This window comes from Candidatus Enterococcus murrayae (genome assembly GCF_017315985.1).
In the GTDB taxonomy this organism is placed as follows: domain Bacteria; phylum Bacillota; class Bacilli; order Lactobacillales; family Enterococcaceae; genus Enterococcus_A; species Enterococcus_A murrayae.
Genome location: NZ_JAFLVR010000034.1, coordinates 38,604 through 64,024, shown reverse-complemented (window position 1 = coordinate 64,024; position 25,421 = coordinate 38,604). Strand labels below are relative to the sequence as shown.

Sequence of the window (25,421 nt, the reverse complement as noted above, 5' to 3'; positions counted from 1 at the left end):
TCAGTGGTTCGGCGCTTACTTTAGTTTACCACTTTTAATCAAAGCTGTCATTTTTAAAATCTCGCGTATTTTGAACAAAAAAAAACGACCTCAGAGTCGTTTTTTTTTGCTTATTTTATTGCTTTTGCACCAATATCTTTTCTGTAGAAGTATCCTTCAGTAGCAGCACCCTCTAAAGCTCGGTAAACTTTTGCTTGAGCATCTTCAATCGTATCAGCCTCGGCTTCAACTAAAAGCACTCTTCCACCTGATGCTACTGTCATTCCTTGATCATCCGCTACTCCAGCATAATAGACTGTTACTTGATCATCAAAAGATGGAATTGACATCCCTTTTTGATAATCATTAGGATAGCCTTCTGCAGCTAGAACAACACCAACTGCTGCTTGTTCACTCCAAATCAAATCAGGTTCATAACCATTCAACAGATCATCAACAATCTGTGCCAAATCACTTACCAATCGTGGTAAAACGACCTGTGTTTCTGGATCTCCGAAGCGAGCATTGAACTCAATAACTTTTGCCCCTGAATCAGTTGCAATCAAGCCAGCATATAAAATGCCTGTAAATGGTGTATCATTGTTCATCATACCCTTAGCAGCCCGTTTCAAGATATTTTCTACTGCCGCATCGACTATTTCTGTTGAAATCTGGGGAACTGGTGAATAAGCACCCATGCCGCCGGTATTTGGCCCTTGATCCTTGTCGTAAGCGCGCTTGTGATCTTGAGAAATTACCATTGGATACACTTTTTCATTTTTAACAAAAGCAAGAAGTGAGAATTCTTCACCAGCTAAAAATTCTTCTACAACAACTTTATCCCCACTTTCACCAAAGCGATGATCTGTCATCATTTCTTTCAAAGCATGCAGTGCCTCTTCTAAAGTCATAGCAACTGTCACACCTTTACCAGCAGCCAAGCCATCTGCTTTAATAACAATCGGTGCACCTTTTTCTTTTACATAATCGCAAGCCTTCTGATAATCAGTGAAAGCTTCATAGTCAGCTGTCGGGATGTCATTGTCTACCATGATTTTCTTAGCAAATTCTTTCGAGCCCTCAATCATAGCAGCTGCTTTGTTTGGTCCAAAAATCTTAAGTCCTGCAGCTTCAAAATCATCTACAATACCATTCAGCAAAGGAATCTCAGGACCAACAAACGTCCAATCGATTCCCTTCTCCTTAACAAAAGAAATTAAATCTATATGATTGTCTTCAGCGATATCCACTAGTTGGATTCCGTCGTTTTTCATCCCAGGATTTCCTTTGGCGCAAAAAACATCTGTCACTTGCGGACTAGTCAACATTTTCTTCGCGATCGCATGTTCACGTCCACCGCTCCCAATAATTAATACCTTCATTGCGTCCTCCTCAAATTAGTGTCTGAAATGACGAATGCTCGTAAAGACCATTGCCACACCGTATTTATTCGCCATAGCAATTGAATCCTTATCTCGAATGCTTCCGCCTGGTTGAACGATCGCCTTAATACCGTGCTGAGCAGCATATTCCACACTGTCATCCATCGGGAAATATGCATCACTAGCTAAAACAGCTCCATCCATTCGACCTTTTGCTTCTTCTAAAGCGATTTTGACCGAACCAACACGATTCATCTGTCCTGCACCAACTCCTACAGTTTGATGTTCATTTGCTACAACAATTGCATTGGATTTTACGTGTTTTACTGCTTTCCAAGCAAATGCTAAAGCTTTTAGTTCGTCTGCTGACGGTTTCCGATCTGTTACAACTTCCCATTCTTCAGGTATTTCTTCAACGACATCTTGATCCTGAACTAGTAACCCGCCAAGTACAGAAACAACTTCTGGCTGATTACTTGCTTGGTCACTAAAATCTAAAGTCATCAAGCGTAAGTTTTTCTTATCAGATAACACATCAAACGCCTCTTTACTGAAGCTTGGTGCGATGATGATTTCTAAGAATAATTTATGCATTTCTTCCGCTGTTTCCAGATCAATTTCACGGTTCGCAACTAAAATCCCACCAAAAATCGATGTTGGATCTGCTTCATAGGCAAACTGGTAGGCTTCCGAAATCGTGCGTCCACTTCCAATCCCGCATGGATTCATATGCTTCAGTGCCACGACTGTTGGTTCAGTAAATTCACGAGCGATACGAATCGCTGCATCCGCATCCTTGATATTATTGTATGACAGTTCTTTTCCATGAAGTTGATGAGCACTCGCAATCGAATAAGACACAGGCAAAGCATTTTGGTAAAACGCTGCTGTTTGATGACTATTTTCACCGTAGCGCAAGGTCTGTTTCAAATCATAAGTTAATGTTAATTTTTCTGGTTCGACCTCACAAACGCTCTTTGTTAAATAATCCGCGATCAACGCGTCATATGCTGCTGTATGACGAAATACTTTTGCAGCTAAGCGTTTGCGTGTTTCCAAAGAGGTCGCTTGATTTTCCTTTACTTCTGCTAAAACAAGTGCATAATCTTCAGGGTCTACTATTACAGTTACCGAACTGAAGTTTTTAGCAGCAGAGCGCAGCATACTAGGTCCGCCGATATCAATATTCTCAATTGCATCTTCCTCAGTCACTTCTGGTTTGGAAATCGTTTCTTTGAAAGGGTATAAATTCACACAGACGAAATCGATTGGCTGTATATCGTGTTCGTTCATCGCATCCATGTGGGCTGTTAAATCACGCCGACCCAATAACCCACCATGAATTTTCGGGTGTAGAGTTTTAACTCGACCATCCATCATTTCTGGGAAACCTGTTACCTCATCAATACTTAATGTTGGAATGCCTGCTTCATCCAAGACTTTTTTAGTTCCGCCAGTAGAAATGATCTCGATTCCCACCTGAACTAACCCTTTAGTAAATTCTACAACTCCTGTTTTATCTGAAACACTGATTAATGCTCTTGTCATCCTGACACTCCTATCTCGTTCTTCACTATTCACTTCTTCAAAAATCGAAAAAATAAGTTTGATGCTCGCCGTGTGTATCATCCAATCGAACATAACTCTTCTAAATTTGCACTATCTATTGCTTTATTCAAGCTTTAATAAACTGTGAAAGAATGGTCTACATGCCTATTCTTGGCAATAGATTAATTCTCTAGTGTTCTTTTCACCACAACAATCTATAAAGAGTAGTTGGTAAAGTTGGACAAAATAATATTTTTAGACTTCTGAATTAACTTCTCTTACGATTTCCGCAAGAACCTTTGGATAAAGCTCATGCTCCACCTGATGGATCTTGGTTTCCAAATCGCTTAGACTATCATCCTTTGACACCTGTACTCTGCCTTGTGCAATAATCGGACCAGTATCTACACCACTATCAACATAATGAATCGTAACACCTGTTTCCTCAACACCAGCTTCGTATGCATCCTTGATTCCATGCAACCCTGGGAAATTCGGCAGCAGTGCAGGATGAACATTGACAATACGATTAGGAAATGCCGCTAGCAAATCTTTCCCAATAATCCGCATATAGCCCGCTAAAACGACAAGTTCCACCTCATATTTTTTTAATAGGGATAGTAACGCAGTTTCATAATTTTTCTTGTTTGTAAATTCTTTCAACTCAAAACTTTCGCAGGTTATCTCAAATTTTTCTGCCCGTTTCAGTGCATAGGCATCACGATGATCTGAAAACAATAGTACTAATTCTGCATCGATCTTTTTGTCTTTAACCGCCTGAGCGATCACTTCAAAGTTTGACCCATTGCCTGAAGCTAAAACCGCAATCCTCATGCGTTTGCCCCATTGAAAACAATTGGCGATTCTTGCTTATCAATCACTTTTCCAATAATGTATGAGGCTTCATTCCGTTCATTCAAATCAGCTTGCAAATCTGCCAATTTTTCTGGTGATACTGCTAAAACCATACCAATCCCCATATTGAAAATCTCATACATCTCCATTTCTGGAATTTCGCCATACTTAGCTAATGCATCAAAGATCGGTAAGATTGGCCACGTCCCCAAGTCGATCTCACAAGCTAAACTTTCTGGCAGCATCCGTGGTAAATTTTCAACAAAACCTCCGCCGGTCACATGAGCAATTCCATTAACTAGTTCCTTTTTAATCAATGGCATTAAAGCGTCGACATAAATCTTTGTTGGAGTCAAAATCTCATCACTAAGTTTTCCTGCTAACTCAGGTAACTGTTCATCATTCGAAAAATTATTTGTTTCGAAAAAGATTTTACGAACTAGAGAATAACCGTTCGAATGGATTCCTGATGAAGGTAACCCAACCAGTACGTCACCAGCTTTGATTTTCTCTCCAGTGATTATCTGACTTTTTTCAGCGATTCCAACTGTAAAACCAGCTAAATCATAGTCATCAACACCATACATACCGGGCATTTCCGCTGTCTCTCCACCGATCAGAGCAGCTCCTGCTTGGACACAGCCTTCAGCAACTCCTGCGACTACTTGCTCTAGACGCGCTGGTACATTTTTGCCTGTTGCAATATAGTCTAAAAAGTAAAGCGGTTCTGCTCCTTGCGCTACAATGTCATTTACACACATTGCGACACAATCGATTCCAATCGTATCGTGCTTATCTGCTTGGATCGCAACCATTAATTTGGTTCCTACGCCGTCAGTTCCAGAAACCAAAACAGGCTCTTTCAATTGAAATTGACTCAGATCAAAACAGCCGCCAAATCCCCCGATTGCTCCCATAACACCCAAACGTTCGGTTCTTTTCACATGTTTTTTAATGCGTTCAACTACTTCATAACCGGCCTCTACATCGACGCCAGCTTTGGAATATGCATTTCCCACTCGATTCGTTCCTCATTCCTATTGATTTATTAAGTCTCATGCTATACATTATTCTGTTAAAACACAGCTTGTGCTATTATTCTACCTTCTAATAAAATGAAGTTTTTTCTTTTAGTGTTGCCTGATAATGCGCCTCGTAATCATACAGCGGTGTTGGATAATCGCCATTAAAATAAGCCATGCACAATCCTGAATACGGTGCATCAAAGTCTAATCCAATTGCATTGATCAATCCATCTTCACTCAAAAAGGACAACGAATCTGCTCCAATCATCTCACGAATCTCTTCGATTGAATGGTTAGCTGCAATCAATTCTTTGCGCGTTTGAATATCGATACCATAAAAACATGGATAACGCAAAGGAGGTGAAGCTATCCGGACATGAACTTCTTTTGCTCCAGCTTCTTTTAATAGATTTACGATTCGGCGGCTTGTTGTCCCCCGCACGATTGAATCATCTACCATAATGACACGTTTTCCTTCAACTACTCCACGAACTGCAGAAAGCTTCATACGTACACCTTGTTCGCGTAGTTCTTGCGTCGGTTGAATAAAGGTTCTCGCAACATATTGGTTTTTTACTAATCCCATTTCATAGGGGATACCAGATTCCTCAGCATAGCCACTAGCGGCTGACAGAGAAGAATTAGGAACACCCACGACCATGTCTGCTTCAATTGACGCTTCTTGTGATAAAATACGCCCCATATTTTTACGCGCACTATGCACATTTACTCCTGCGATATTAGAATCTGGTCGTGCAAAATAGATATATTCCATCGAACAAATCGCATGCTGTGTCTCTTCAGTAAAATGCTCGACCTTTAATCCTTCATCATTGATAGTAATGATTTCACCAGGATTTACATCTTGGATAAATTTCGCGCCAACAACCTCTAGCGCACACGTCTCTGAAGCTACTACATAAGCACCATTGACCATTTGACCAATTGATAATGGCCGGAACCCATTCGGATCAAGAGCCGCTACCATTGATTCTTCTGTCAGCATAAGATAAGCAAATCCACCTTTGACAGTGTTCAATGCTTCTTTCATTCGGTCACATAGCGTTTCTTTTTGGCTGCGACGAATCAGATGCATCAAAATCTCTGTATCAGAGTTGGAATGAAAAATAGCTCCATCAATCTCTAGCTCTCTACGTAAACTTTTAGCGTTCGTCAAATTTCCGTTATGTGCTAAAGCAAAATCGCCATCGTAAAAATTGAATAAAAAAGGCTGGATGTTATCAACGCTGCTGGTTCCAGCTGTAGCATAACGAACGTGACCAATCGCTGCTTGACCTGTCAATTGATTTAATTGTCGTTCGTTCTTGAAGACTTCCGATAATAAACCTAAGCCTCGAGTACTGAACAATTTTCCGCCGTCATTACTGACGATCCCAGCTCCTTCTTGCCCCCGATGTTGCAAGCTATGCAAGCCAAAATAAGTGACGCGAGCAGCATCCGGGTGTCCCCAGATGCCAAATACGCCACATTCTTCATTTAAACTTTTTACTTCATTAGACATGGAATGGCTTCCTCCCATAATTCTTCTGCCTTTTTAGTTGCAACTATAATCTCACCGCCAGTAGCAGTTAATTTAATTTCTCCAGTGTTCGTCGTTTTCCCAATTCTCACTACTTTTTCGCCAGCTAAAGCTTCGAAAGCAGCTTGATTTTCAGGTGTAATAGACAGTACAAAACGAGATTGTGTCTCAGCAAATAGATTTTCAATCGGCATCTCTATATTAATCTCAACGCCTAGTTGATTATTGAATGCTGATTCTGCAATAGCGACAGCTAAACCACCTTCTGCGCAGTCGTGAGCACTGGTCACTAACCCTGCCTTAATTGCTGAAAGAACCAAATCTTGATTCTCCTTTTCAACGGTTAAATCGAAATTCATCAGTTTTCCTTCAATCAAACCTTTTTGCATTTTTTGAATCTCAGAACCATTGAAGTCAGCATGCGTTTTTCCGACTACATAAATTAAATCACCAGCTTGCTTGAACTCTTGTGTCGTAATATGAGTCAAGTCTTCGATCAGACCCACCATCCCGATCATTGGTGTTGGGTAGATCGCTTTACCATTTGTTTCGTTATACATTGAAACATTTCCAGAAATAACTGGTGTATTTAGCGTACGGCAGGCCTCAGAAATACCATCTGCTGACGTCCACAATTCCCAAAATCCTTCTGGTTTTTCAGGCGAACCATAATTTAAACAATCCGTGATCGCTAAAGGCTGACCACCTGATGCAACAATGTTTCGTGCTGCTTCTGCCACTGCGATTTGTCCGCCGATCTCTGGATTCAAATAGAGATAACGAGCATTACAGTCAGTTGTCATTGCCAATGCCTTATTCGTTCCACGAACACGCATTACCGCTGCATCACTTCCCGGTCGGACGACAGTGTTTGTACGAACTTGTGAATCATAGGTTTCGTAAATCATTCTTTTTGAAGCGATTGTTGGTTGTTGCAATAATGCTAGTAAGGTTTCAGATGCATCCTTTATTTCAGGCGTAAAATCTGACATAGCCGCAAATTCTTGGATACGGGCTGGTTCCTTCTTCTCATTTTCATATACTGGAGCATCTTCAGCGAGTGCATCAACTGGTAAATTCGCTACCTCTTCTCCATGATGGTACAAACGATACATACCATCGTCCGTAACTTCACCGATAGTCACCGCATCTAATTCATAGCGTTTGAACAACTCAACTACTTCGGCTTCATGTCCTTGTTCAACACAAATCAACATACGCTCTTGTGATTCTGATAACATCATTTCATAAGGAGTCATGTTCGTTTCACGTTGAGGAACATCATCTAAATATAGCTTCAAACCAGATCCAGCTTTAGAAGCCATCTCCGAACTAGACGAAACCAAGCCAGCTGCTCCCATATCTTGAATACCCACCAAAATATCAGAATGATCCAGAATCAATTCAAGACAAGCTTCTAACAATAATTTTTCCATGAATGGGTCGCCCACTTGAACGGCAGAACGCTGTTGTTCTTCTCCTTCAACGAACTCTTCAGAAGCAAAGGTCGCACCATGAATCCCGTCACGACCGGTTTTTGCACCAACATACATAATGGAGTTTCCAACACCCTTAGCCTGACCCTTTTGAATGTCCTTGTGATCCATCAAGCCGACACACATAGCATTGACTAAAGGATTTCCTTCATAACACGGGTCAAACGCTACTTCACCACCAACTGTCGGGATCCCGATACAATTTCCGTAGCCGCTGATTCCCGCTACGATTTCTTCTAATAAATACTTAGTTCTGGGAGTATTCAACTCGCCAAAACGTAAAGAGTCTAAAACAGCAATCGGGCGTGCTCCCATACTAAAAATATCGCGAATGATTCCGCCAACTCCTGTAGCCGCTCCTTCATAAGGTTCTACAGCAGAAGGGTGATTATGACTTTCTGCCTTGAAAACGACTGCTTGTCCATCACCGATATCAACGATTCCAGCGCCTTCACCAGGACCTTGTAAAACTTGTGGTCCGTCCGTTGGGAATTTGCGTAATACTGGTTTTGAATTTTTGTATGAACAATGTTCACTCCACATTACTGAGAAAAGTCCTGTTTCTGTATAATTTGGCAGGCGACCAAGAATGTCTTCTGAAATCAAACGATATTCTTCATCGGTCAAACCCCATCCATCGTAAACACGCTGATCTTTGATTTCTTGAGCCGTTGGTTCTACTTTCATCATTAGTTTGCAGTCACCTTTCCAAAATTATTTAAGATAGAAGCGAAAAACTTTTTGCCATCATCAGACCCTAACAATTTTTCCATTGCTCGTTCCGGATGAGGCATCATTCCTAAAACATTTCCTGCTTTATTTGTAATACCCGCAATGCCTTCTACGCTGCCGTTAATATTTTCACCTTCATAAGTAAAAACGATCTGATTATTAGCTTTTAAATCAGCTAGTGTTTCATCATCACAATAATAATTTCCTTCACCGTGAGCGACAGGAATTTGAATTACTTCATTCAACGCATATTCAGAAGTAAATTTTGTTTGATTATTCACAACTTTTAGCGGTGTGATTTTACTGATAAATTTTAATGACTCATTCCGACGTAATGCCCCCGGTAATAATCCGGCTTCCGTCAAAATCTGAAATCCATTACATGTGCCAAAAACTGGCTTACCCTCTTCAGCAAAACGAATGACTTCGGACATGATATTGGCAAAGCGCGCAATTGCTCCACAACGTAAATAATCACCATAAGAAAATCCGCCAGGCAGTAACACACCGTCAAAACCATCTAGACTGTCTGCGTCGTATCGAACATATTCACAATCAGCTCCCATGATTTCTTTCATCGCCCAGTACATATCTAAATCACAATTTGAGCCAGGAAACACAATGACCGCAAATTTCATGTTAAACTTCCTCCGATGTTAAAATTTCGTAACGATAGGTTTCCATATTGACGTTGGCTAATAATTTGTCACAAACCTCTTCAATCATTTCTTCAACTGGACGATCGCTTTTAGCCACCTTAATTTCAAAATATTTTCCGATGCGAACATTCTCGATTTCATCATAGCCTAAACGGTGAACAGCACCTTTCACTGCTTCTCCTTGCGGGTCCAATACAGAATCCTTATACGTTACATAAACTTTTACAAAATACATGCTTATTCTCCTCGCTTTTCTAATCTATTTAAAACTTCTTGATACACCGGAATAATGTCGCCCAGATCACGACGGTAAATATCTTTATCTAAATGCTCATTGGTTTTTTTGTCCCATAAACGGCAAGTATCTGGCGAAACTTCGTCTGCCAATAAAATCGTACCGTCCTTTTGACGACCAAATTCCAACTTAAAATCAACTAGTCTGATATCAATTGAATCAAACAATTCGATCAACGCATCATCTACTTCCAAGGCCATTTGACGTAATTGAGTAATTTCATCTGTCGTTGCAAGCTCTAATGTTCGGATATGATCATCAACAACCATGGGATCATCCAGTTCATCCTTCTTGTAATAAAACTCAACAATGGGTGTTTTCAAAGGGGTTCCTTCTGGAATGGCTAAACGTCTTGAAAAACTGCCTGCAGCGATATTTCGCACCACTACCTCTAAAGGAATAATATCGACTGTTTGGATCAGCTGTTCATTTGTGGAAAGCCGTTTGATAAAATGATTGCTAATTCCTTTACTTTCTAAGAAATCAAAAATCAATCCTGTGATTTGATTGTTAAGTTCGCCTTTACCGCTAATTTGATCTTTCTTTGCACCATTTAGAGCAGTCGCTTGATTCAAATATTCCACCCAAATAACTTCTGGATCATCTGTCTGGAATAATTGTTTTGCTTTCCCCTCATACAATAAAGTTCCTTTTTCCACGTCATAACGCTCCCTTTTAATGAACATTCTAAAAAATACTTCGAAAATCGTTCGTTTTTCAAATTCACCTTCAGTGTAACAACAGAAAAAAAATATTTCAACATTTTATCGGATATTATAATGAAATATTCTCCCTAATGTTCGTGTTTATTGTAATTGTCATTTGTATTAAAATCTACGCCGCTGAAGACAGCGTTTACATTTTATGGAAATGGTGCTATATTTAATTCGAACGAAATATATGGGGGAATTGATTATGTTAGAAGCATCGGCAGCAGCTCAAAATTTTCTAAATTCAATGAATGAAACCGATAGACAACGTTTACTAAATGCCTTATTAGGATTAGATACAACCCACAATCTTAACCGCGACACAAGTTTTTACTCCTATCGTAATTTAAAAAAACTGCTACATCCAAAACAATCTCAGGCGATGCAATCATTGCGTTTTTCTAATACGGCTCAAGATAATCTAATTATTCGTCAGCTGAAAGAGCATTCTTTTCTGAAAAATTCTTATCGAATCGAAATTCTGTTAAATTCACAGAGCTACGATTATCGATTGATTAATTGCTTACTGGAGCAGCTTACTGAAAGTTGTTTCGTGGATGTTTATTCTTACGCATAAGAAAAAACCTCTTGCCTTCTGGCAAGAGGTTTTTCTATTTGATACCAACACGTTCAAAAACGTTATCAACATTTTTCAAATGATAGTTATAGTCAAATGCGTCATCCAAGTCAGCCGATGACAAAACGCTAGTGATTCCTTCGTCTTCTTCAAGCAAAGGTCGAAATTGTGTTTGGTTATCCCAAGCATAAGCTGTTTTAGGCTGTACCAAATCATAGGCTTCTTCGCGAGTCATACCTTTGTCGATCAACTTTAGCATTACACGTTGACTGTATATCAACCCAAAGGTCGCTTGCATATTGCGCTTCATATTTTCTGGGAAGACTGTCAAATTCTTAACAATGTTGCTGAAACGATGCAGCATATAATCCACTAAAATTGTAGTATCGGGGGTAATGATCCGTTCAGCGGATGAATGAGAAATATCACGTTCATGCCACAAAGCCACATCTTCAAAAGCAGTGATCAAGTGACCGCGTACCACACGAGCTAATCCCGTCATATTCTCGGAACCAATTGGATTGCGTTTGTGAGGCATTGCAGAGGATCCTTTTTGACCTTTAGCGAAATATTCCTCAACTTCACGAGTTTCTGATTTTTGCAACCCTCGAATTTCTGTAGCAAAACGTTCGATCGAAGTTGCAATCAAAGCCAGACTTGAAAAATATTCTGCATGTAGATCTCTAGGCAACACTTGTGTAGAAACTTCTTGCGGACGAATCCCCAGTTTTTCACAAACGTATTCTTCAACAAAAGGAGGGATGTTAGCAAATGTGCCAACTGCTCCTGAGATTTTGCCTGCTTCTACTCCTTTAGCAGCATGTTCAAAACGTTGAATATTCCGTTTCATCTCTGAATACCAAGTGGCCAGTTTCAAACCAAAGGTTGTCGGCTCTGCATGAACACCATGAGTTCGTCCCATCATCACTGTATTTTTATGTTCTTTGGCCTTTTCACCGATAATCACTAGAAAATCTTGCAAGTCTTGACGCAAAATATCATTCGCCTGTTTATACAAGTAGCCATAGGCAGTATCTACCACATCGGTACTAGTCAGTCCATAATGGACCCATTTTCTTTCTTCTCCTAAAGTTTCAGAAACAGCTCTGGTGAAGGCCACCACGTCATGTTTCGTTGATTGTTCGATCTCTAAAATACGATCCATATCAAATCCAGCGTTCGCACGAATCTTTTCCACGTCAGCTTTAGGAATCTCACCTAATTCTGCCCAAGCTTCATCTGCTAAGATTTCAACTTCCAACCATGCTTTATAACGATTTTCATCGCTCCAAATATTGCCCATTTCAGCTCTTGTATATCGAGGTATCATCGTATTCTCCTTTAATATAGAAATTTTGAAAAAGAAAAATTTCTTTTATATATCAGTACAATTTTTTCGCCATTCAACAGGAAAAGCGAGCTTGACATTTTTCGCTAATCCCAAGTTTCGGTTTTCTTGACGTCGTCTAACGTTCGTTGGATGCTTTCTGTCAAAATAGTCACGTGGCCCATCTTTCGACCCTTTTTTGGCATTGCTTTTCCGTAATAGTGGAAATGCCAGTCTGGCCATAAATCAATCAATTCGTACGTCTTCAAAAGATTTTCACCTAAGACATTGATCATTACAGCATTTGACAATAATTTGGGCTCACTCAACGGCCACCCGCAAATTCCGCGAATATGCGCATCAAATTGACTCATATTACAAGCTTCAATCGTATAATGTCCTGAGTTGTGCGGACGTGGAGCAATTTCATTCACATACAATGCACCTGCTTTTGTTAAGAAAAATTCTACACAAAGTGTTCCAACTAAATCGACTCCTTGAGCGATTACCTTTGCGATACGAGCTGCTTCTTTTGCTACTGCAGCATCGATTCCTGCTGGAGCAATTGTCTCATGAAGGATATTATTGCGATGAATGTTCTCCACTACTGGAAATGTTACGTAATCTCCGATATTATTGCCGGCCACTTGAACAGACAATTCTTTTTCAAAAGGAATCCACGCCTCTAAAACACACGTTCCTTGACGCAGTAAATTCATAGAAGGCGCTAAATCCGCTGTGCTTTTCAAGACATATTGTCCATGACCATCGTACCCTCCACGGGTTGTTTTCAATACACATGGATAGCCGATACCTTCGATTGCATCTTGAATATCCGTTGGGCTGATAATCGTCGCGTAAGGAGCGATTACGATATTGTTGTTTTCTAAAAAAGATTTTTCCATCAATCGATCTTGACTGATGGCCAACAAGTCGGTGCCTTGCGGTATGTTCGCGATATGCTGGATATGGTTGATCGTATCAACATCAACATTTTCAAACTCATAAGTAATTACTTGTGATCTGCGGGCCATTTCTTCCAAAGCCATTTGATCATCGTAATCAGCCACAATGTGCCAATCCGAAACTTGCGCAGCTGGACAATCTTCTGTCGGATCGATCACTCCCGTACGAAAACCCATTTCCTTAGCGCTGATAGCCATCATACGGCCCAATTGTCCTCCGCCTACGATACCAATCGTAGAGCCTGGTTTTAACGATTTAACCAAGTTGCTCACTACTTTCCAATACAGATTGTGTCATTTGCTGGCGCTTTTCTTCTAAGCGTTCAGCTACTTTTTTATCATACATGGAAAGCATCTGTGCCGCAAGTAATCCTGCGTTAGTTGCACCAGCTTTTCCGATTGCTGTGGTAGCCACTGGAACTCCTCCGGGCATTTGTACAATAGATAATAAAGAATCCAGTCCATTCAATGCCTTGGATTGAACAGGAACTCCAATTACTGGCAGAGTAGTTTTTGCTGCTACCATTCCTGGCAAGTGTGCTGCACCGCCAGCTCCTGCAATAATGACTTTGATTCCTCTTCCGCGAGCCTTTTCAGCAAAGTCGAACATTAGGTCTGGTGTTCGATGGGCCGAAACGACTCGTTTTTCATAAGCAACACCCAATTCATCAAGACTTTGACATGCATGTTTCATTGTTTCCCAATCGGAAGTACTCCCCATGATAATTGCTACTTCTGGATTCATAAAATGCTCCCTTCTTCTATAAAAGACTTAATTTTTTTAATCAAGCCAATCGTTAATCTGTATACCCTTAATCAAACTTATTTTAGCAAGCCGACTCTGCTAAGTCAAAGCATAATTCGAATATTAACAGATAATTCTAACTTAACGTTCGTGTTTATTGCAATGAAAAAAGCGCGGCTAACCAAGCCGCACTTCCTTTTTTATTTTAGTTCTTTTTTATATCCATGAAACAAAAGATTCAGGATAATAGCTGACAAACTGCTCATTACAATACCATTTCCAGTAAACATCTGAAGTGTTTCTGGCAACTTGGCAAACAGCGTTGGCATTGCGTTAAAACCAAGGCCAAAGCCGATTGAAATTGCAATAATCAACAGATTTTTTTCATCATTAAAATCAACTTTTGACAACATCTTCATTCCTTGCACAGCCACCATGCCGAACATTACCAGCATGCCTCCGCCCAAAACAGGTTCAGGAATAATTTGAGCCAAGGCACCTACTTTTGGAAATAGCCCTAGAATAATCAAAAAAATTGCTGAAAAATAGATTGGTCGACGCGTTTTTATTCCCGATAATTGTACAAGACCCACGTTTTGTGAAAAGCCGGTATATGGAAACGTGTTAAATATCCCACCCAAAATCACAGCTAAACCTTCTGCACGATAGCCTCGCTTCAAATCGTCTTCTTTTACTTTCTTACCCACAATATCGCCTAATGCAAAATAAACACCAGTCGATTCTACCATGCTCACGATAGAAATAATGATCATTAACAAAATAGAGAATGGTTCAAATTTGGGTGTTCCGAAATAAAACGGTTGAGGGACATGGAACAACGGCGCGTGTCCAATCGCAGCTAAGTCAACTTTTCCTAAAATAGCTGCAAGAACAGTTCCGCCAACTAATCCAACCAAAACTGCGATTGAGCGAACAAACCCTCGGCCAAATACTTGAACGGCTAAGATTAAAAAGATTGTTACAAAAGCTAATAATAAATTCGTAGTATCTCCAAAGGTTTTAGCAGCTGCATCGCCTCCACCCATTTTTGTGGTAGCAACTGGAATCAGTGTCAATCCAATTGTAGTGATTACTGTCCCCGTAACAATCGGCGGAAATAATTTTTCTACCTTAGAAAAGAAGCCTGAAATTAAAACAACAAATATTCCTGCGGCAATAATTGATCCATACACAGTTCCAACCCCTTGAGTTTGTCCAATCAAGATCAGAGGAGCCACTGCTTGAATGGCGCAACCCAAAACAACCGGCAAGCCAATTCCGAAGAATTTATTGACTGTCAATTGCAAGAGTGTTGCAATACCGCACATAAAAATATCGATGGAAATCAAATACGTCATTTGGGTCTCGTTGAATCCCAAGCCTGTTCCAATCAATAATGGTACTGCTACTGCGCCTGCATACATTGCTAAAAGATGCTGCAAACCTAATACTGCTGATTTTCCATTTCCTGTCTCACTTGTCACTCTATGCGTCCTCCTCGATAAATGTCACTTTACCGTCATGTAAGGAAGAGATTCTTGCTAGGGAAACGACTGGAATGTCCATGTCTTCAATCAGCTGACGTCCATCTTGGAAAGATTTTTCAATTAAGATTCCAATCCCGGCAACATTAGCACCAGCTTGTTGACATAGTTCAATCAATCCCTTTGCGGCTTGACCGTTTGCTAAAAAGTCATCGACTAATAAGACATTATCTTCTGCAGAAAGGAATTTACGAGAAATAGAAATAGTACTTGTCACCTGTTTAGTAAAGGAATAGACAGAAGCCGTCAATAATTCTTCATCCATTGTAAGACTTTTGGACTTACGAGCAAAGATCATAGGCACCTTTAAAGCTTGCGCTGCGTAAACTGCAGGTGCGATTCCTGAAGCTTCGATAGTCACTACTTTAGTAATATTTTTGTCGGCAAACACTTCTGCTAGACGCTTACCCATAATGTCCATCAGATCAGGATCTACTTGGTGTGTGATAAATTCATCAACTTTTAGTACACCTTCACCTAAAACACGGCCATTATCCTTGATACGATCTGTCAATTCTTTCATTATACTCTTCTCCTTTTTATTTCTTGTCGTTTTTTGATTAATACAAAAAACGCACCTTATCTGCAAAGCAAAAAAGATACGTAACCGTACGATTTTTACTTATAGTCCTGCGTTTACGGCACAAGGTAGAAACTGTCATCCATATTATGACGATATATAAGTTTACTTCCAATGAAAATTTTCATTAGAGTTTATGAAATATGAAGCCTATTATATCAGATAGAAATTGTCTGTAAACTAGAATTATTCCAAATGAGAAGAATTATAGCTGAATTAAATGATTGTCTCACTTTCAGTGAACCTTTGCTTACTATATAGACAAGACTTCCTTTTTCACAAATTTCATGATTCAAAAAATTTGGCAATTACTTGCCTATTTGAGATGATTGTATATATTACTACGTGAAGATAAGGAGGTTCTTGTCGTTGATTGAATTCTTTTCTATTTCAAATGAAGGTGTACAAAACAGGAATCATAGCGGAATTTGGGTATCCGTTTCCAATCCTACTGCGGATGAAAAGGAGCAGTTGCATCAATCCTATGAATTGCCTGAAAATTTCTTTTCTTTAGGGGAAAAATACTCCAATGTTTCTTTTTTTAAGAGATATCAAATAGAAAATGAAAAAACGCTTTGTCTAATGCTCTTTATCAATATCCAATCTATTGATGAGCCAGAATCATTATCGTCAGCCGTCACCGTTTTTCTAACAGAAGATGTGTTAATCACTGTCAGTAAAGGACAGTTGATGGATGAAGTCTTAGACAATTACAAATCTGAAATTTTTACTAAAGCAGGCTTGATTCTGCACACTTTGCAAATCATTAACGAGCATTATCTAATTTTTTTGAAAAAGCAGCGTAAAACGATTGAAGAAATCAGTCAGGTGACATCAACTGGCTCAAACAAGTCTATTTTAGAGAAAACCACAAATACTGAAAAAAATTTAGTGTACATCGATAATCTTTTAAAAGAACAGCGCAAAACGATTACGCAGCTTCTAGATTCTAGCCTAGTCGCATCTGACCGTGATTTGGCTATCGAGATCGAACTGCAAACCAAACAGGCTACAACATCTGTTCAGATTTATCGTGAAATGCTAAGCTCCATCAGTGGATTAATTGACAGTATGATGGACAATCGTTTGAATCAGCTGATGAAATTTCTCAATACAGCCTCACTTTTGCTTGCATTGCCAACTTTGATTTTCAGCCTTTGGGGGATCAATACGGGTGGATTATTATGGCGTGACTCTGAGATTGGTTCGATTATGGTTGTTCTATTGGCTTTAATCGTCTCTATAGTTAGCGGTGTTTATCTATTCAAAAAGGATTACGACGCCTAACGTTTATTGAACATTCAGCTCTCGAGCTACAATCAAATAAGAATGCTCACTCAAAAAAGAAATTACATTAATCGAAAGAAACAATGAAATGGGATAAATAAAAATTGAACGCTCATATACTATCGTGATTGATGGTAATACGAGCGTTCGCTTTCTTTTTATTAAGTATTTTTCAAAAAGACTTTCGAATCATTATTTTTTTGTCTATCTATTTTAATTCATTTGCAACTGAAAAATGACCAATGACATCAGTAATACGATTTAAATCAACATTTCCACCAGATACAACAGCGACGACTTTTTTACCATTAACATATTGGTTCACCTTACCTGAAAGAATCGCTGCCGTCGCTAAAGCGCCAGCTCCCTCAACCACGATTTTTGTCCGTTGAATCAGATCCTTCATGGCAAGCTCGATTTCTTGTTCAGAGACAGTTACCATGTAGTCTACCAAATTTTCTACAACTTCGAAAGTAAGATTTCCAGGAAATTCTACCGCACAACCATCTGCAATCGTCGCCGCTTTTTTATAGCCCACTTTATGTCCGGCGCGAAATGATGCTGTCATTCCATGGATGTTATCTGCTTGAACACCAATGATATTGATATTTGGATTGAACGTCTTCATTGCCACGGCGATTCCAGCGATTAATCCGCCGCCGCCAACGGGTACGATAACAGTATCGACATCCCAGATTGAATCTAAGATTTCCAAACCAATCGTTCCTTGCCCGGCCATTACAAATTCGTCATCGTATGGAGGAATATAGGTCACGCCAGTTTCTTCAACGATCTTCTCACAATAAGCTTTTGCATCATCAAACCCAGCTCCATGCAGAATTACTTTTGAACCATAGCCTTCAGTTGCTTCTACTTTAGCCTTTGGCGCAGTTTCCGGCATTACGATCGTACTTTGAATTCCTAATAATTTTGATGTTAACGCCACTCCCTGAGCATGGTTGCCGGCTGAAACAGCGATGACGCCTTTATCTTTTTCTGCTTGAGTTAAATGGGCGATTTTGTTAAAGGCTCCTCGAAATTTGAATGAACCTGTTAATTGCATATTCTCCAATTTCAAAAATACTTGTCCACCCGTTTTAGCAGTTAGAAACATCGATTGAATCAATGGAGTTACACGACCATATTGTTTGACAACATTTTTAGCTTCATGGATATCTTCAATGGATACAGGTAACTTTGTCATTGTATCGGTCATTAGAGAACATCTCCTATTTCAGTAAATTCAACATCGATTGAATCTGCTAATGCTTTAGAAACGACCTTTCCATTATAAACGCTTAAACCAGATAATAATGACTTGTCAGATCTCAACGCATCCTCTAGTCCTTTTACACTGACGTCTTTAAGAAATGAAATATTTCCTTTTGCCAACGCAATCGTCGCTGTTCTTGGTGTAGCTCCCGGCATATTAGGAACAGCATAATGAATGACATCATGTTTGATAAATACAGGATCTGCATGATTGGTTGGTTTATCAATCGTTTCAACTGTCCCACCTTGGTCGATGGCAATGTCAACAATCACAGAGCCAGGTTTCATTGATTCAACCATATATTCCTTGACCAATTTCGGTGGTTTAGCCCCCGGAATTAAAACGGTGGAAATGAAAATATCTGCTTCTTTGATTTTTTTCTCTAAGTTTTCAGTATTTGAAATAAGCACATCAACGTTATGCTCTTTGTAGCGATCCTGAAGTTGTTTGATTCGATTTTCATTTACTTCAAGAATGATTACGTGACAGCCAATACCAACTGCCATATCTGCTGCATTTTCAGCCGCGTTTCCGCCCCCTAAGATAACGACTGTCCCGGCTTCGACACCAGCGATTCCTGGAAGTAAGATTCCTTCGCCGCCATGTTGTTTTTCTAAATAATACTGACCCAAGTTCACTGCACGGCGTCCAGCGATAGCACTCATTGGTTTTAATAGTTCTAAGACACCATTGATGGAAATATTTTCACCTGACAAAGCTGTTACGCCGACTTCCATCATTTTTTCCACACACGCTTTATTCGCTGCCAAATGTAAAAAGCCCCAAATAATTTGTCCTTTTTTGAAATAGTGATATTCGCTTTCCATTGGTTCTTTCACTTTCACGATCAGATCTGCAGTCCATGCAGTATCTGTATCAACAATTTTACCGCCTGCTTCTATATATTGATCATTAGTAAAACCAGAACCAGCCCCAGCATTGTTATCAACTAGTACTTCATTTCCTGCCTCTACTAAGATTTTAACATTTTCAGGTGTCATGCCTACACGTGCCTCACCTTGTTTTGGATCTTTAATTACGCCAATTTTCACAGTAAATCACTCCTATAAAATTATTATCAAAGTTCTTTAACTTCGGAACAAGTTTAATATATCACAATGCTTTTTATAAGCAACGAACATGCTCTAAGTGTTATTGATATCTCATTTATCTTGATAGTCTCTTCATTTAATTGAAAAAAAATATCTGATAACACTGTCATAACAGCATTATCAGATAAGAGTATTTTCATTTTATATTTTTTGCTTCTCTTAAAAAAGTTTTTTTAATAAAAAAATGAGCAAACGCTGCCACAAAATTATGTGATCATTCTCATTAACAAAAATATACTTTTTGTTATGTTAAATGAAAAAGACCGAGGAATTATTCCTCAGCCTTTTTTTGACAATCAGGACACAAGCCATACACCTCTAAGCGATGCTTATTAATCTGATAACCTGTCAATTTGCTTGATGCCATTTCAACATCTTCCAGTCCGGGATAGAAAAAGTCAACGATTTTTCCACACTCCGTACAAATTGCATGATAATGCTGCTGATTCGTGAAATCGAATCGACTTGCCGCATCGCCATAGTTCATTTCTTGCACGATACCAATCTCAACGAATTTCCTCAAATTGTTGTACACGGTAGCCACACTCATATTTGGGAAGCGGCTTTCTAGTGAACGAAAAATTTCATCAGCTGTTGGATGATTACGGTACTGGATCAAATACTCTAAAATGGCATAACGTTGTGGCGTAATTCGGACTCCACCGGCCTTCAATTCTTTGACCGCTCGATCGACTGCCTCATTTACCATATAAGCCCCTCCTAATTGGATTCTATATTAAAATGATACTATTATCTGAGGGGAAATACTAGTTGGATTCAAAAATTAATATTTTTCATAAACTTATTGGTTAAATTGAAATAACTCAGTGGATAAGTAGCGCTCCCCATTATCAGGCAATAAAACCAATACCTTTTGATCTGGACCCATCTTTTTTGCTACCTCCATCGCTGCAAATAAGGCAGCACCTGAAGATACTCCTACTAGAATCCCTTCTTTTTTTGCAATTTCTCTAGCAGTTTCCATTGCATCGTTGCTGTTTACCGGTAAAACCTGATCATATACCTCAGTATTTAGAATGCTTGGCACAAATCCCGCGCCAATTCCTTGAATCTTATGTGGCCCCGGTTGACCGCCTTCTAAGACAGGCGATTCCTCTGGTTCTACCGCATAAATCTTGATGTCCGAATACATGCGCTTCAATTCATTTCCGACACCTGTGATAGTACCGCCAGTACCTACCCCAGCCACAAAAGCATCTAACCCATTCTTTTCAAATGCGTTTACGATTTCTTTGGCTGTCGTCTTTTCATGAACTTTCGGATTGATCGGGTTATCAAATTGCGATGGTATGAACCCATTCTTTTCTTCTGATAGTTCCTTTGCTTTCGCAATAGCGCCTTTCATTCCCTCTGCTCCAGGCGTTAAAACAAGATTGGCACCATAAGCCTGCATTAACTTACGACGCTCGATACTCATAGTTTCTGGCATTACTAAAGTCACAGAGTAGCCTTTTGCTGCTCCAACCATTGCTAAACCAATTCCTGTATTTCCAGACGTTGGTTCAATAATCATCATCCCAGCTTTTAACCTGCCGTTTTTTTCTGCATCCTCAATCATCGCTAATGCAATTCGATCCTTTACACTGCTGCCAGGATTAAATGATTCCACCTTAACATACACTTGTGCCATATCATCTGTTGTTATACGTCCTAGTTTTACGATGGGTGTTTCGCCAATTGTATCCAAAATTGAATTGTAGATTTTTGTCATTTTACCTCGCTCCATTCCTTACCTTATGTAAGTTATATTAACGAATAATGAGAAAAGATGCGAGAATTTCGACTTTAAAAAATGGATAGATAGCCATTTCTTAAGTTTTTCTTCTTCCATCTAGAGTGAAGCGTAGTTCTTATTATACCAATTAATATAAAAAGCTGACAGCCGCTCTTGTATCTGCGAAAAATTGCATCAACAAAAAGACGGAGCAAATCGCTCCATCTTTAAGAAGTTAAATGACAATCGTATCGCCTGGCATGATTGTTGAATCTGAGCTCCAACCGTTATCCGCTAGTAATTGATCGACACTGATACCGAATTTTTCGGCGATGCCCCAGATCGAATCACCGGATTGAACAGTGTAAGATTGACCGCTCGCTTGAGCTGTTTGCTGCACAGTTGTAGTTTGTTCAGAAACAGTTTGAGTCTCCTCAGTCGATTGAACTGCTGTACCTGCTCCTGGTGTATCAAAACGAGTCAGGTTATAGTTTTGGATTAATGAGATTAATTTACTGGCATATCCAGGGTCTGTAGCATAACGACCCGTTAGATAAACCGCTGCGTCTTGATAACTATTTGTGTGACTTTTCCACGCGCCCGCATAATAAGAGCTAGCTAACAAACTAGCATGAGCCTGAAATGATTCCGCATAACTGCTGTAAACGGCAAATGGTTCGTTCATTGTTACCCATTGTCCATTTAGATACTCCTGTGTACTCATAGTTACTGATGGTCCGCCACTATATTCTTTTACACCAAATAAATTATAATAAGGTGCTGCTGATAATTGAGAGGTACCAAAACCAGTTTCAACTAAAGCCTGAGCGACCATGATCGATGCATAAAGATCACTTGACGCTGAAACCTGCATTGCAGAAGCGCCTAATTGTTCGATAAATGCAGATTGATTTTGAACCTGAGCAGTTTCAGCCGCACTGGCTTTTACTGTATTCATAGTCAAAACAGCTGGCGAAAGAATCATCGCCGTTCCTAACAAAGGGACAGTTTTTTTAGCTGTCTTTATTCGTTTTTCCTTTTGCTGCGTTTTTAAATAATTGTATTTTTCGATGCGGGTCTTAAATTGGTTCATTATATACCTCCAAGAAACCTCTACAGAGCTCTTCATTTTTACTTACTTTAAAAGTATAATCCATTAACAATTAACAAACAATTTAAACACCACAAATTCACTAATTTGTCATTACTTCGTAACATGCGTAATGAAAAAGTTGTTATGTTTCGCTTTAAAAAGACTTGATTTTTTCTCGAAGGTTTATTTTATTGAAAATTTCAAAAAGAGTGAAACAACCAGAAAAATATTTCTGTCATTCCACTCTTGATTTTAGATCATATTTTATTTACATAATTAATTTATTCATTAATTGGCTGATTCTGAAAAACCAATTGATCATCTAGTAATTCGATAGAAACGCTGGTTTTCGGCATTACTCGTCCAGCAATAATTTCTTTTGCTAGAGGCGTTTCCACTTCTCGTGTAATGAATCGTTTCAGTGGACGCGCACCATATTGTGGTTCATAGGCTTTTTCAGCAATCCAACTTTTAGCGTCCTCTGTAATCTCTAATTGAATTTCTTGTTCCTCTAAACGATGAGACAAGTGCTGCACAATTTTCTCGACAATGCCTTTTACATTATCCAAACTCAACGGTGTAAATAAGATGGTATCATCAATTCGGTTCAAAAATTCCGGCTTGAAATGACCTCGCAACATACTTAACACCTGTTCTTTTGTTGTCTCAGGAATTTTCCCATCAACTGTTACACCATCCAGTAATACTTGTGACCCGATATTACTAGTCATGATCAATACTGTATTCTTGAAATCAACTAAACGACCTTTAGAATCTGTCAATCGTCCATCATCCAACACTTGCAGTAAAATATTGAAAACATCCGGATGCGCTTTTTCAATTTCATCAAGTAAGATAATCGTATAAGGATTTCTTCGAACGGCTTCTGTCAGTTGTCCGCCTTCCTCGTAGCCAACATAGCCTGGAGGTGCCCCAACAAGCCGTGATACTGAGTGCTTCTCCATATACTCACTCATGTCGATACGTACCATGTGATCTTCGGAATCAAATAGATTTTCTGCTAATGCTTTAGCAAGTTCGGTTTTTCCAACACCCGTCGGTCCTAAGAATAAGAATGACCCTAAGGGACGATTAGGATCCTGCAGGCCTGCACGTGACCGTAACACCGCGTCACTTACAGCGTCCACTGCTTCATCCTGACCAATCACGCGTTTGTGCAAGGTGCTGTTCAAACTCAATAACTTTTCTCGTTCACCTTCTACCAATTTGGTTACCGGAATTCCGGTCAATCTGCCGACTACTTGCGCAATTTCATTTTCAGTTACCGCTTCCTGAACCATTTTTATGTCATTCTTTTGATTTTTTTCTTCAAGCTCAGCTAACTCTTTCTCCAAATTTGGAATCGTGCCATGACGCAGTACAGCTGCTCGTTCGAGGTCATAATTGTTTTCTGCATCCTCTAACTCGTGTTTAGCTTGATCGATTTCCGCTCGTTTATTAGAAACGACATTGACTTCTTCTTTTTCAGTCTCCCATTGTAATTTCATTGCATTAGTTTCTTCACGAAGATCAGCCAGTTCTTCTTGCAGGTTTTCTAAACGTTTTTTGCTTGCATCATCGCTCTCTTTTTTTAAAGCGGCTTCTTCAATTTCTAATTGCATCAACCGGCGAGTTACTTGATCAAGTTCTGTTGGCATCGAGTTCATTTCCACTCGAATACTGGCACTAGCTTCATCAACTAAATCGATCGCCTTATCAGGTAAGAAACGATCTGTAATGTAACGATCTGATAACGTCGCTGCAGCTACTAAAGCATTGTCATGGATATTTACACCATGGTGGATCTCAAATCGCTCCTTCAACCCACGTAAAATGCTGATCGTATCTTCGACCGTCGGTTCTTTCACTAAAACCTTTTGGAATCGACGTTCCAGTGCTTTGTCTTTTTCCATATATTGACGGTATTCATCTAAAGTCGTAGCGCCAATCAAATGCAACTCGCCACGAGCCAACATTGGTTTAAGGATATTTCCGGCATCCATGCTGCCTTCTGTTTTTCCAGCGCCAACAATGTTATGAATTTCATCGATAAACAATAAAATTCTGCCGTCTGATTTTTTGACTTCTTTTAAAACTGCCTTTAAACGTTCTTCAAACTCACCTCGAAATTTTGCTCCAGCAATCAATGATCCCATATCCAAAGAAAAAACAGTTTTATCCTTTAGATTTTCAGGAACATCTTTGCGTACAATCCGTTGTGCCAATCCCTCCACAATGGCAGTTTTACCAACACCCGGCTCACCAATTAACACTGGATTATTTTTTGTTTTTCGAGAAAGAATTCGGATAACATCACGAATTTCTTCATCACGACCAATAATCGGATCCTGCTTGCCATTTTTAACCTGCTGAACTAAATCAACGCCGTATTTCTCCAATGCTTTATAAGTTTCTTCTTGATTTTGTGAGGTCACTCGATCCCCTCCTCGCATTTCTTCAATATTTTTCTGTAGTTGTTTTTCACTCAACCCTTGCTGAATCAAATACTTCGTCAATGAATAATTTTTTAATTTCATCAACGCTAAAATGACAATTTCTGTAGATAAAAAATCATCCTGAAATTTTTCTCGTAATTTGTCTGCTTCACTCAAAAGGTTAAATAGATTTTGGCTAAGATTTTGACCATATTGAACATTACCGCCACTAACAGTGGGATACTCATCTAATACCCTATCCACTTCTCGCTCAAACTGTTCAACGTCAATTCCCGCGTCGGTATAAAAATTTCGGCCAAAATGATTTGGCTGTAAAAAAATTTTCCATAAGTGAGCAATATCAATTTCTTGATGATGTCTTGTAACCGCAATTTGCTGAGCTTCAGCAACCGCTTCTTGTAAAGTTGTCGTCATTTTTTCGATATTCATAAACATACCTCCGACATAATTAATTTTTACAAGTATCAGTATATAACGTTGGTCAGTAAAGGTCAAACGTTAAACTC

At 39.4% G+C, this 25,421-nt stretch carries 22 protein-coding genes and 1 riboswitch; of the genes, 2 read left to right on the top strand and 20 right to left on the bottom strand.

Annotation, left to right across the window (positions count from 1 at the left end):
* Nucleotides 1-110: 110 nt before the first annotated feature.
* The 9 genes from purD to purC all read right to left on the bottom strand — a co-directional run bounded on the left by purD (nt 111) and on the right by purC (nt 10,170).
* Nucleotides 111-1,361 carry a phosphoribosylamine--glycine ligase gene (gene purD, locus JZO85_RS14605; RefSeq protein WP_207109263.1) on the bottom strand — a complete coding sequence of 417 codons (1,251 nt, stop codon included), beginning with the start codon at nt 1,359-1,361 and terminating at the stop codon, nt 111-113.
* A 15-nt stretch (nt 1,362-1,376) separates the two neighbouring features.
* A complete protein-coding gene (gene purH / locus JZO85_RS14600) occupies nt 1,377-2,909 on the bottom strand; it encodes a bifunctional phosphoribosylaminoimidazolecarboxamide formyltransferase/IMP cyclohydrolase (RefSeq protein ID WP_207109262.1) in 1,533 nt (510 codons plus the stop codon).
* Between the two features lie 255 nt (nt 2,910-3,164).
* Nucleotides 3,165-3,743: a phosphoribosylglycinamide formyltransferase gene (gene purN / locus JZO85_RS14595; protein WP_207109261.1), complete on the bottom strand. Its 579-nt coding sequence runs from the start codon at nt 3,741-3,743 to the stop codon at nt 3,165-3,167.
* On the bottom strand, nt 3,740-4,783 hold the full coding sequence (purM, locus tag JZO85_RS14590) for a phosphoribosylformylglycinamidine cyclo-ligase (RefSeq protein ID WP_207109260.1): 1,044 nt from the start codon (nt 4,781-4,783) through the stop codon (nt 3,740-3,742). Before purM ends, purN begins: the two co-directional genes overlap by 4 nt.
* Nucleotides 4,784-4,871: 88 nt before the next feature.
* Nucleotides 4,872-6,311 (bottom strand): amidophosphoribosyltransferase, encoded by a 1,440-nt coding sequence (gene purF / locus JZO85_RS14585; protein WP_207109259.1) that lies wholly within the window; start codon nt 6,309-6,311, stop codon nt 4,872-4,874.
* The gene (purL, locus tag JZO85_RS14580) at nt 6,296-8,515 is read right to left on the bottom strand and encodes a phosphoribosylformylglycinamidine synthase subunit PurL (RefSeq protein ID WP_207109258.1); all 2,220 of its coding nucleotides are present in this window, start codon (nt 8,513-8,515) and stop codon (nt 6,296-6,298) included. The genes purF and purL overlap by 16 nt, the downstream gene beginning before the upstream one ends.
* Nucleotides 8,515-9,195, bottom strand: a complete 681-nt coding sequence (gene purQ / locus JZO85_RS14575; RefSeq protein ID WP_207109257.1) for a phosphoribosylformylglycinamidine synthase subunit PurQ — start codon at nt 9,193-9,195, stop codon at nt 8,515-8,517. The genes purL and purQ overlap by 1 nt, the downstream gene beginning before the upstream one ends.
* Nucleotide 9,196: 1 nt before the next feature.
* Nucleotides 9,197-9,451 (bottom strand): phosphoribosylformylglycinamidine synthase subunit PurS, encoded by a 255-nt coding sequence (purS, locus tag JZO85_RS14570; RefSeq protein ID WP_207109256.1) that lies wholly within the window; start codon nt 9,449-9,451, stop codon nt 9,197-9,199.
* A gap of 2 nt (nt 9,452-9,453) precedes the next feature.
* On the bottom strand, nt 9,454-10,170 hold the full coding sequence (gene purC / locus JZO85_RS14565; RefSeq protein ID WP_207109255.1) for a phosphoribosylaminoimidazolesuccinocarboxamide synthase: 717 nt from the start codon (nt 10,168-10,170) through the stop codon (nt 9,454-9,456).
* A 256-nt stretch (nt 10,171-10,426) separates the two neighbouring features.
* Between purC and JZO85_RS14560 the strand changes: the two genes are divergently transcribed.
* The gene (locus JZO85_RS14560) at nt 10,427-10,798 is read left to right on the top strand and encodes a hypothetical protein (protein ID WP_207109254.1); all 372 of its coding nucleotides are present in this window, start codon (nt 10,427-10,429) and stop codon (nt 10,796-10,798) included.
* A gap of 34 nt (nt 10,799-10,832) precedes the next feature.
* Here the strand turns inward: JZO85_RS14560 and purB are convergent, their stop codons facing one another.
* The 5 genes from purB to JZO85_RS14535 form a co-directional block, all read right to left on the bottom strand.
* The gene (gene purB / locus JZO85_RS14555) at nt 10,833-12,128 is read right to left on the bottom strand and encodes an adenylosuccinate lyase (RefSeq protein WP_207109253.1); all 1,296 of its coding nucleotides are present in this window, start codon (nt 12,126-12,128) and stop codon (nt 10,833-10,835) included.
* A 104-nt stretch (nt 12,129-12,232) separates the two neighbouring features.
* Nucleotides 12,233-13,354: a 5-(carboxyamino)imidazole ribonucleotide synthase gene (gene purK, locus JZO85_RS14550; RefSeq protein WP_207109252.1), complete on the bottom strand. Its 1,122-nt coding sequence runs from the start codon at nt 13,352-13,354 to the stop codon at nt 12,233-12,235.
* Nucleotides 13,347-13,835 carry a 5-(carboxyamino)imidazole ribonucleotide mutase gene (purE, locus tag JZO85_RS14545; protein WP_207109251.1) on the bottom strand — a complete coding sequence of 163 codons (489 nt, stop codon included), beginning with the start codon at nt 13,833-13,835 and terminating at the stop codon, nt 13,347-13,349. The genes purK and purE overlap by 8 nt, the downstream gene beginning before the upstream one ends.
* Nucleotides 13,836-14,035: 200 nt before the next feature.
* A complete protein-coding gene (locus tag JZO85_RS14540) occupies nt 14,036-15,319 on the bottom strand; it encodes a solute carrier family 23 protein (protein WP_207109250.1) in 1,284 nt (427 codons plus the stop codon).
* 1 nt (nt 15,320) lies between these two features.
* Nucleotides 15,321-15,902, bottom strand: coding sequence for a xanthine phosphoribosyltransferase (locus JZO85_RS14535; RefSeq protein WP_207109249.1), 582 nt, complete (start codon nt 15,900-15,902; stop codon nt 15,321-15,323).
* Nucleotides 15,903-15,984: 82 nt separating this feature from the next.
* A riboswitch (purine riboswitch) is annotated at nt 15,985-16,082 on the bottom strand.
* Between the two features lie 246 nt (nt 16,083-16,328).
* Between JZO85_RS14535 and JZO85_RS14530 the strand changes: the two genes are divergently transcribed.
* Nucleotides 16,329-17,246: a magnesium transporter CorA family protein gene (locus tag JZO85_RS14530; RefSeq protein ID WP_207109248.1), complete on the top strand. Its 918-nt coding sequence runs from the start codon at nt 16,329-16,331 to the stop codon at nt 17,244-17,246.
* A gap of 208 nt (nt 17,247-17,454) precedes the next feature.
* Here the strand turns inward: JZO85_RS14530 and tdcB are convergent, their stop codons facing one another.
* From tdcB to clpB, 6 genes are all read right to left on the bottom strand, one after another.
* Complete coding sequence (tdcB, locus tag JZO85_RS14525) at nt 17,455-18,462, bottom strand: bifunctional threonine ammonia-lyase/L-serine ammonia-lyase TdcB (protein WP_207109247.1); 1,008 nt, start codon at nt 18,460-18,462, stop codon at nt 17,455-17,457.
* Nucleotides 18,462-19,571: an alanine dehydrogenase gene (gene ald, locus JZO85_RS14520; RefSeq protein ID WP_207109246.1), complete on the bottom strand. Its 1,110-nt coding sequence runs from the start codon at nt 19,569-19,571 to the stop codon at nt 18,462-18,464. Before ald ends, tdcB begins: the two co-directional genes overlap by 1 nt.
* Nucleotides 19,572-19,902: 331 nt before the next feature.
* Complete coding sequence (locus JZO85_RS14515) at nt 19,903-20,340, bottom strand: Fur family transcriptional regulator (protein WP_207109245.1); 438 nt, start codon at nt 20,338-20,340, stop codon at nt 19,903-19,905.
* 93 nt (nt 20,341-20,433) lie between these two features.
* Entirely contained in the window at nt 20,434-21,363 is a 930-nt protein-coding gene (gene cysK / locus JZO85_RS14510) for a cysteine synthase A (RefSeq protein WP_207109244.1), read from the bottom strand.
* A gap of 238 nt (nt 21,364-21,601) precedes the next feature.
* On the bottom strand, nt 21,602-22,459 hold the full coding sequence (locus tag JZO85_RS14505; protein ID WP_207109243.1) for a glucosaminidase domain-containing protein: 858 nt from the start codon (nt 22,457-22,459) through the stop codon (nt 21,602-21,604).
* A 281-nt stretch (nt 22,460-22,740) separates the two neighbouring features.
* Nucleotides 22,741-25,344, bottom strand: coding sequence for an ATP-dependent chaperone ClpB (clpB, locus tag JZO85_RS14500; protein ID WP_207109242.1), 2,604 nt, complete (start codon nt 25,342-25,344; stop codon nt 22,741-22,743).
* Nucleotides 25,345-25,421 lie beyond the last annotated feature (77 nt).

Excerpts from the sequence above, each read along its gene's own strand:
- purD (WP_207109263.1), bottom strand. The coding sequence starts at position 1,361 with ATGAAGGTATTAATTATTGGGAGCGGTGGACGTGAACATGCGATCGCG.
- purH (WP_207109262.1), bottom strand. The coding sequence starts at position 2,909 with ATGACAAGAGCATTAATCAGTGTTTCAGATAAAACAGGAGTTGTAGAA.
- purN (WP_207109261.1), bottom strand. The coding sequence starts at position 3,743 with ATGAGGATTGCGGTTTTAGCTTCAGGCAATGGGTCAAACTTTGAAGTG.
- purF (WP_207109259.1), bottom strand. The coding sequence starts at position 6,311 with ATGTCTAATGAAGTAAAAAGTTTAAATGAAGAATGTGGCGTATTTGGC.
- purL (WP_207109258.1), bottom strand. The coding sequence starts at position 8,515 with ATGATGAAAGTAGAACCAACGGCTCAAGAAATCAAAGATCAGCGTGTT.
- purQ (WP_207109257.1), bottom strand. The coding sequence starts at position 9,195 with ATGAAATTTGCGGTCATTGTGTTTCCTGGCTCAAATTGTGATTTAGAT.
- purS (WP_207109256.1), bottom strand. The coding sequence starts at position 9,451 with ATGTATTTTGTAAAAGTTTATGTAACGTATAAGGATTCTGTATTGGAC.
- JZO85_RS14560 (WP_207109254.1), top strand. The coding sequence starts at position 10,427 with ATGTTAGAAGCATCGGCAGCAGCTCAAAATTTTCTAAATTCAATGAAT.
- purB (WP_207109253.1), bottom strand. The coding sequence starts at position 12,128 with ATGATACCTCGATATACAAGAGCTGAAATGGGCAATATTTGGAGCGAT.
- purE (WP_207109251.1), bottom strand. The coding sequence starts at position 13,835 with ATGAATCCAGAAGTAGCAATTATCATGGGGAGTACTTCCGATTGGGAA.
- JZO85_RS14535 (WP_207109249.1), bottom strand. The coding sequence starts at position 15,902 with ATGAAAGAATTGACAGATCGTATCAAGGATAATGGCCGTGTTTTAGGT.
- tdcB (WP_207109247.1), bottom strand. The coding sequence starts at position 18,462 with ATGACCGATACAATGACAAAGTTACCTGTATCCATTGAAGATATCCAT.
- JZO85_RS14515 (WP_207109245.1), bottom strand. The coding sequence starts at position 20,340 with ATGGTAAATGAGGCAGTCGATCGAGCGGTCAAAGAATTGAAGGCCGGT.
- cysK (WP_207109244.1), bottom strand. The coding sequence starts at position 21,363 with ATGACAAAAATCTACAATTCAATTTTGGATACAATTGGCGAAACACCC.
- JZO85_RS14505 (WP_207109243.1), bottom strand. The coding sequence starts at position 22,459 with ATGAACCAATTTAAGACCCGCATCGAAAAATACAATTATTTAAAAACG.
- clpB (WP_207109242.1), bottom strand. The coding sequence starts at position 25,344 with ATGAATATCGAAAAAATGACGACAACTTTACAAGAAGCGGTTGCTGAA.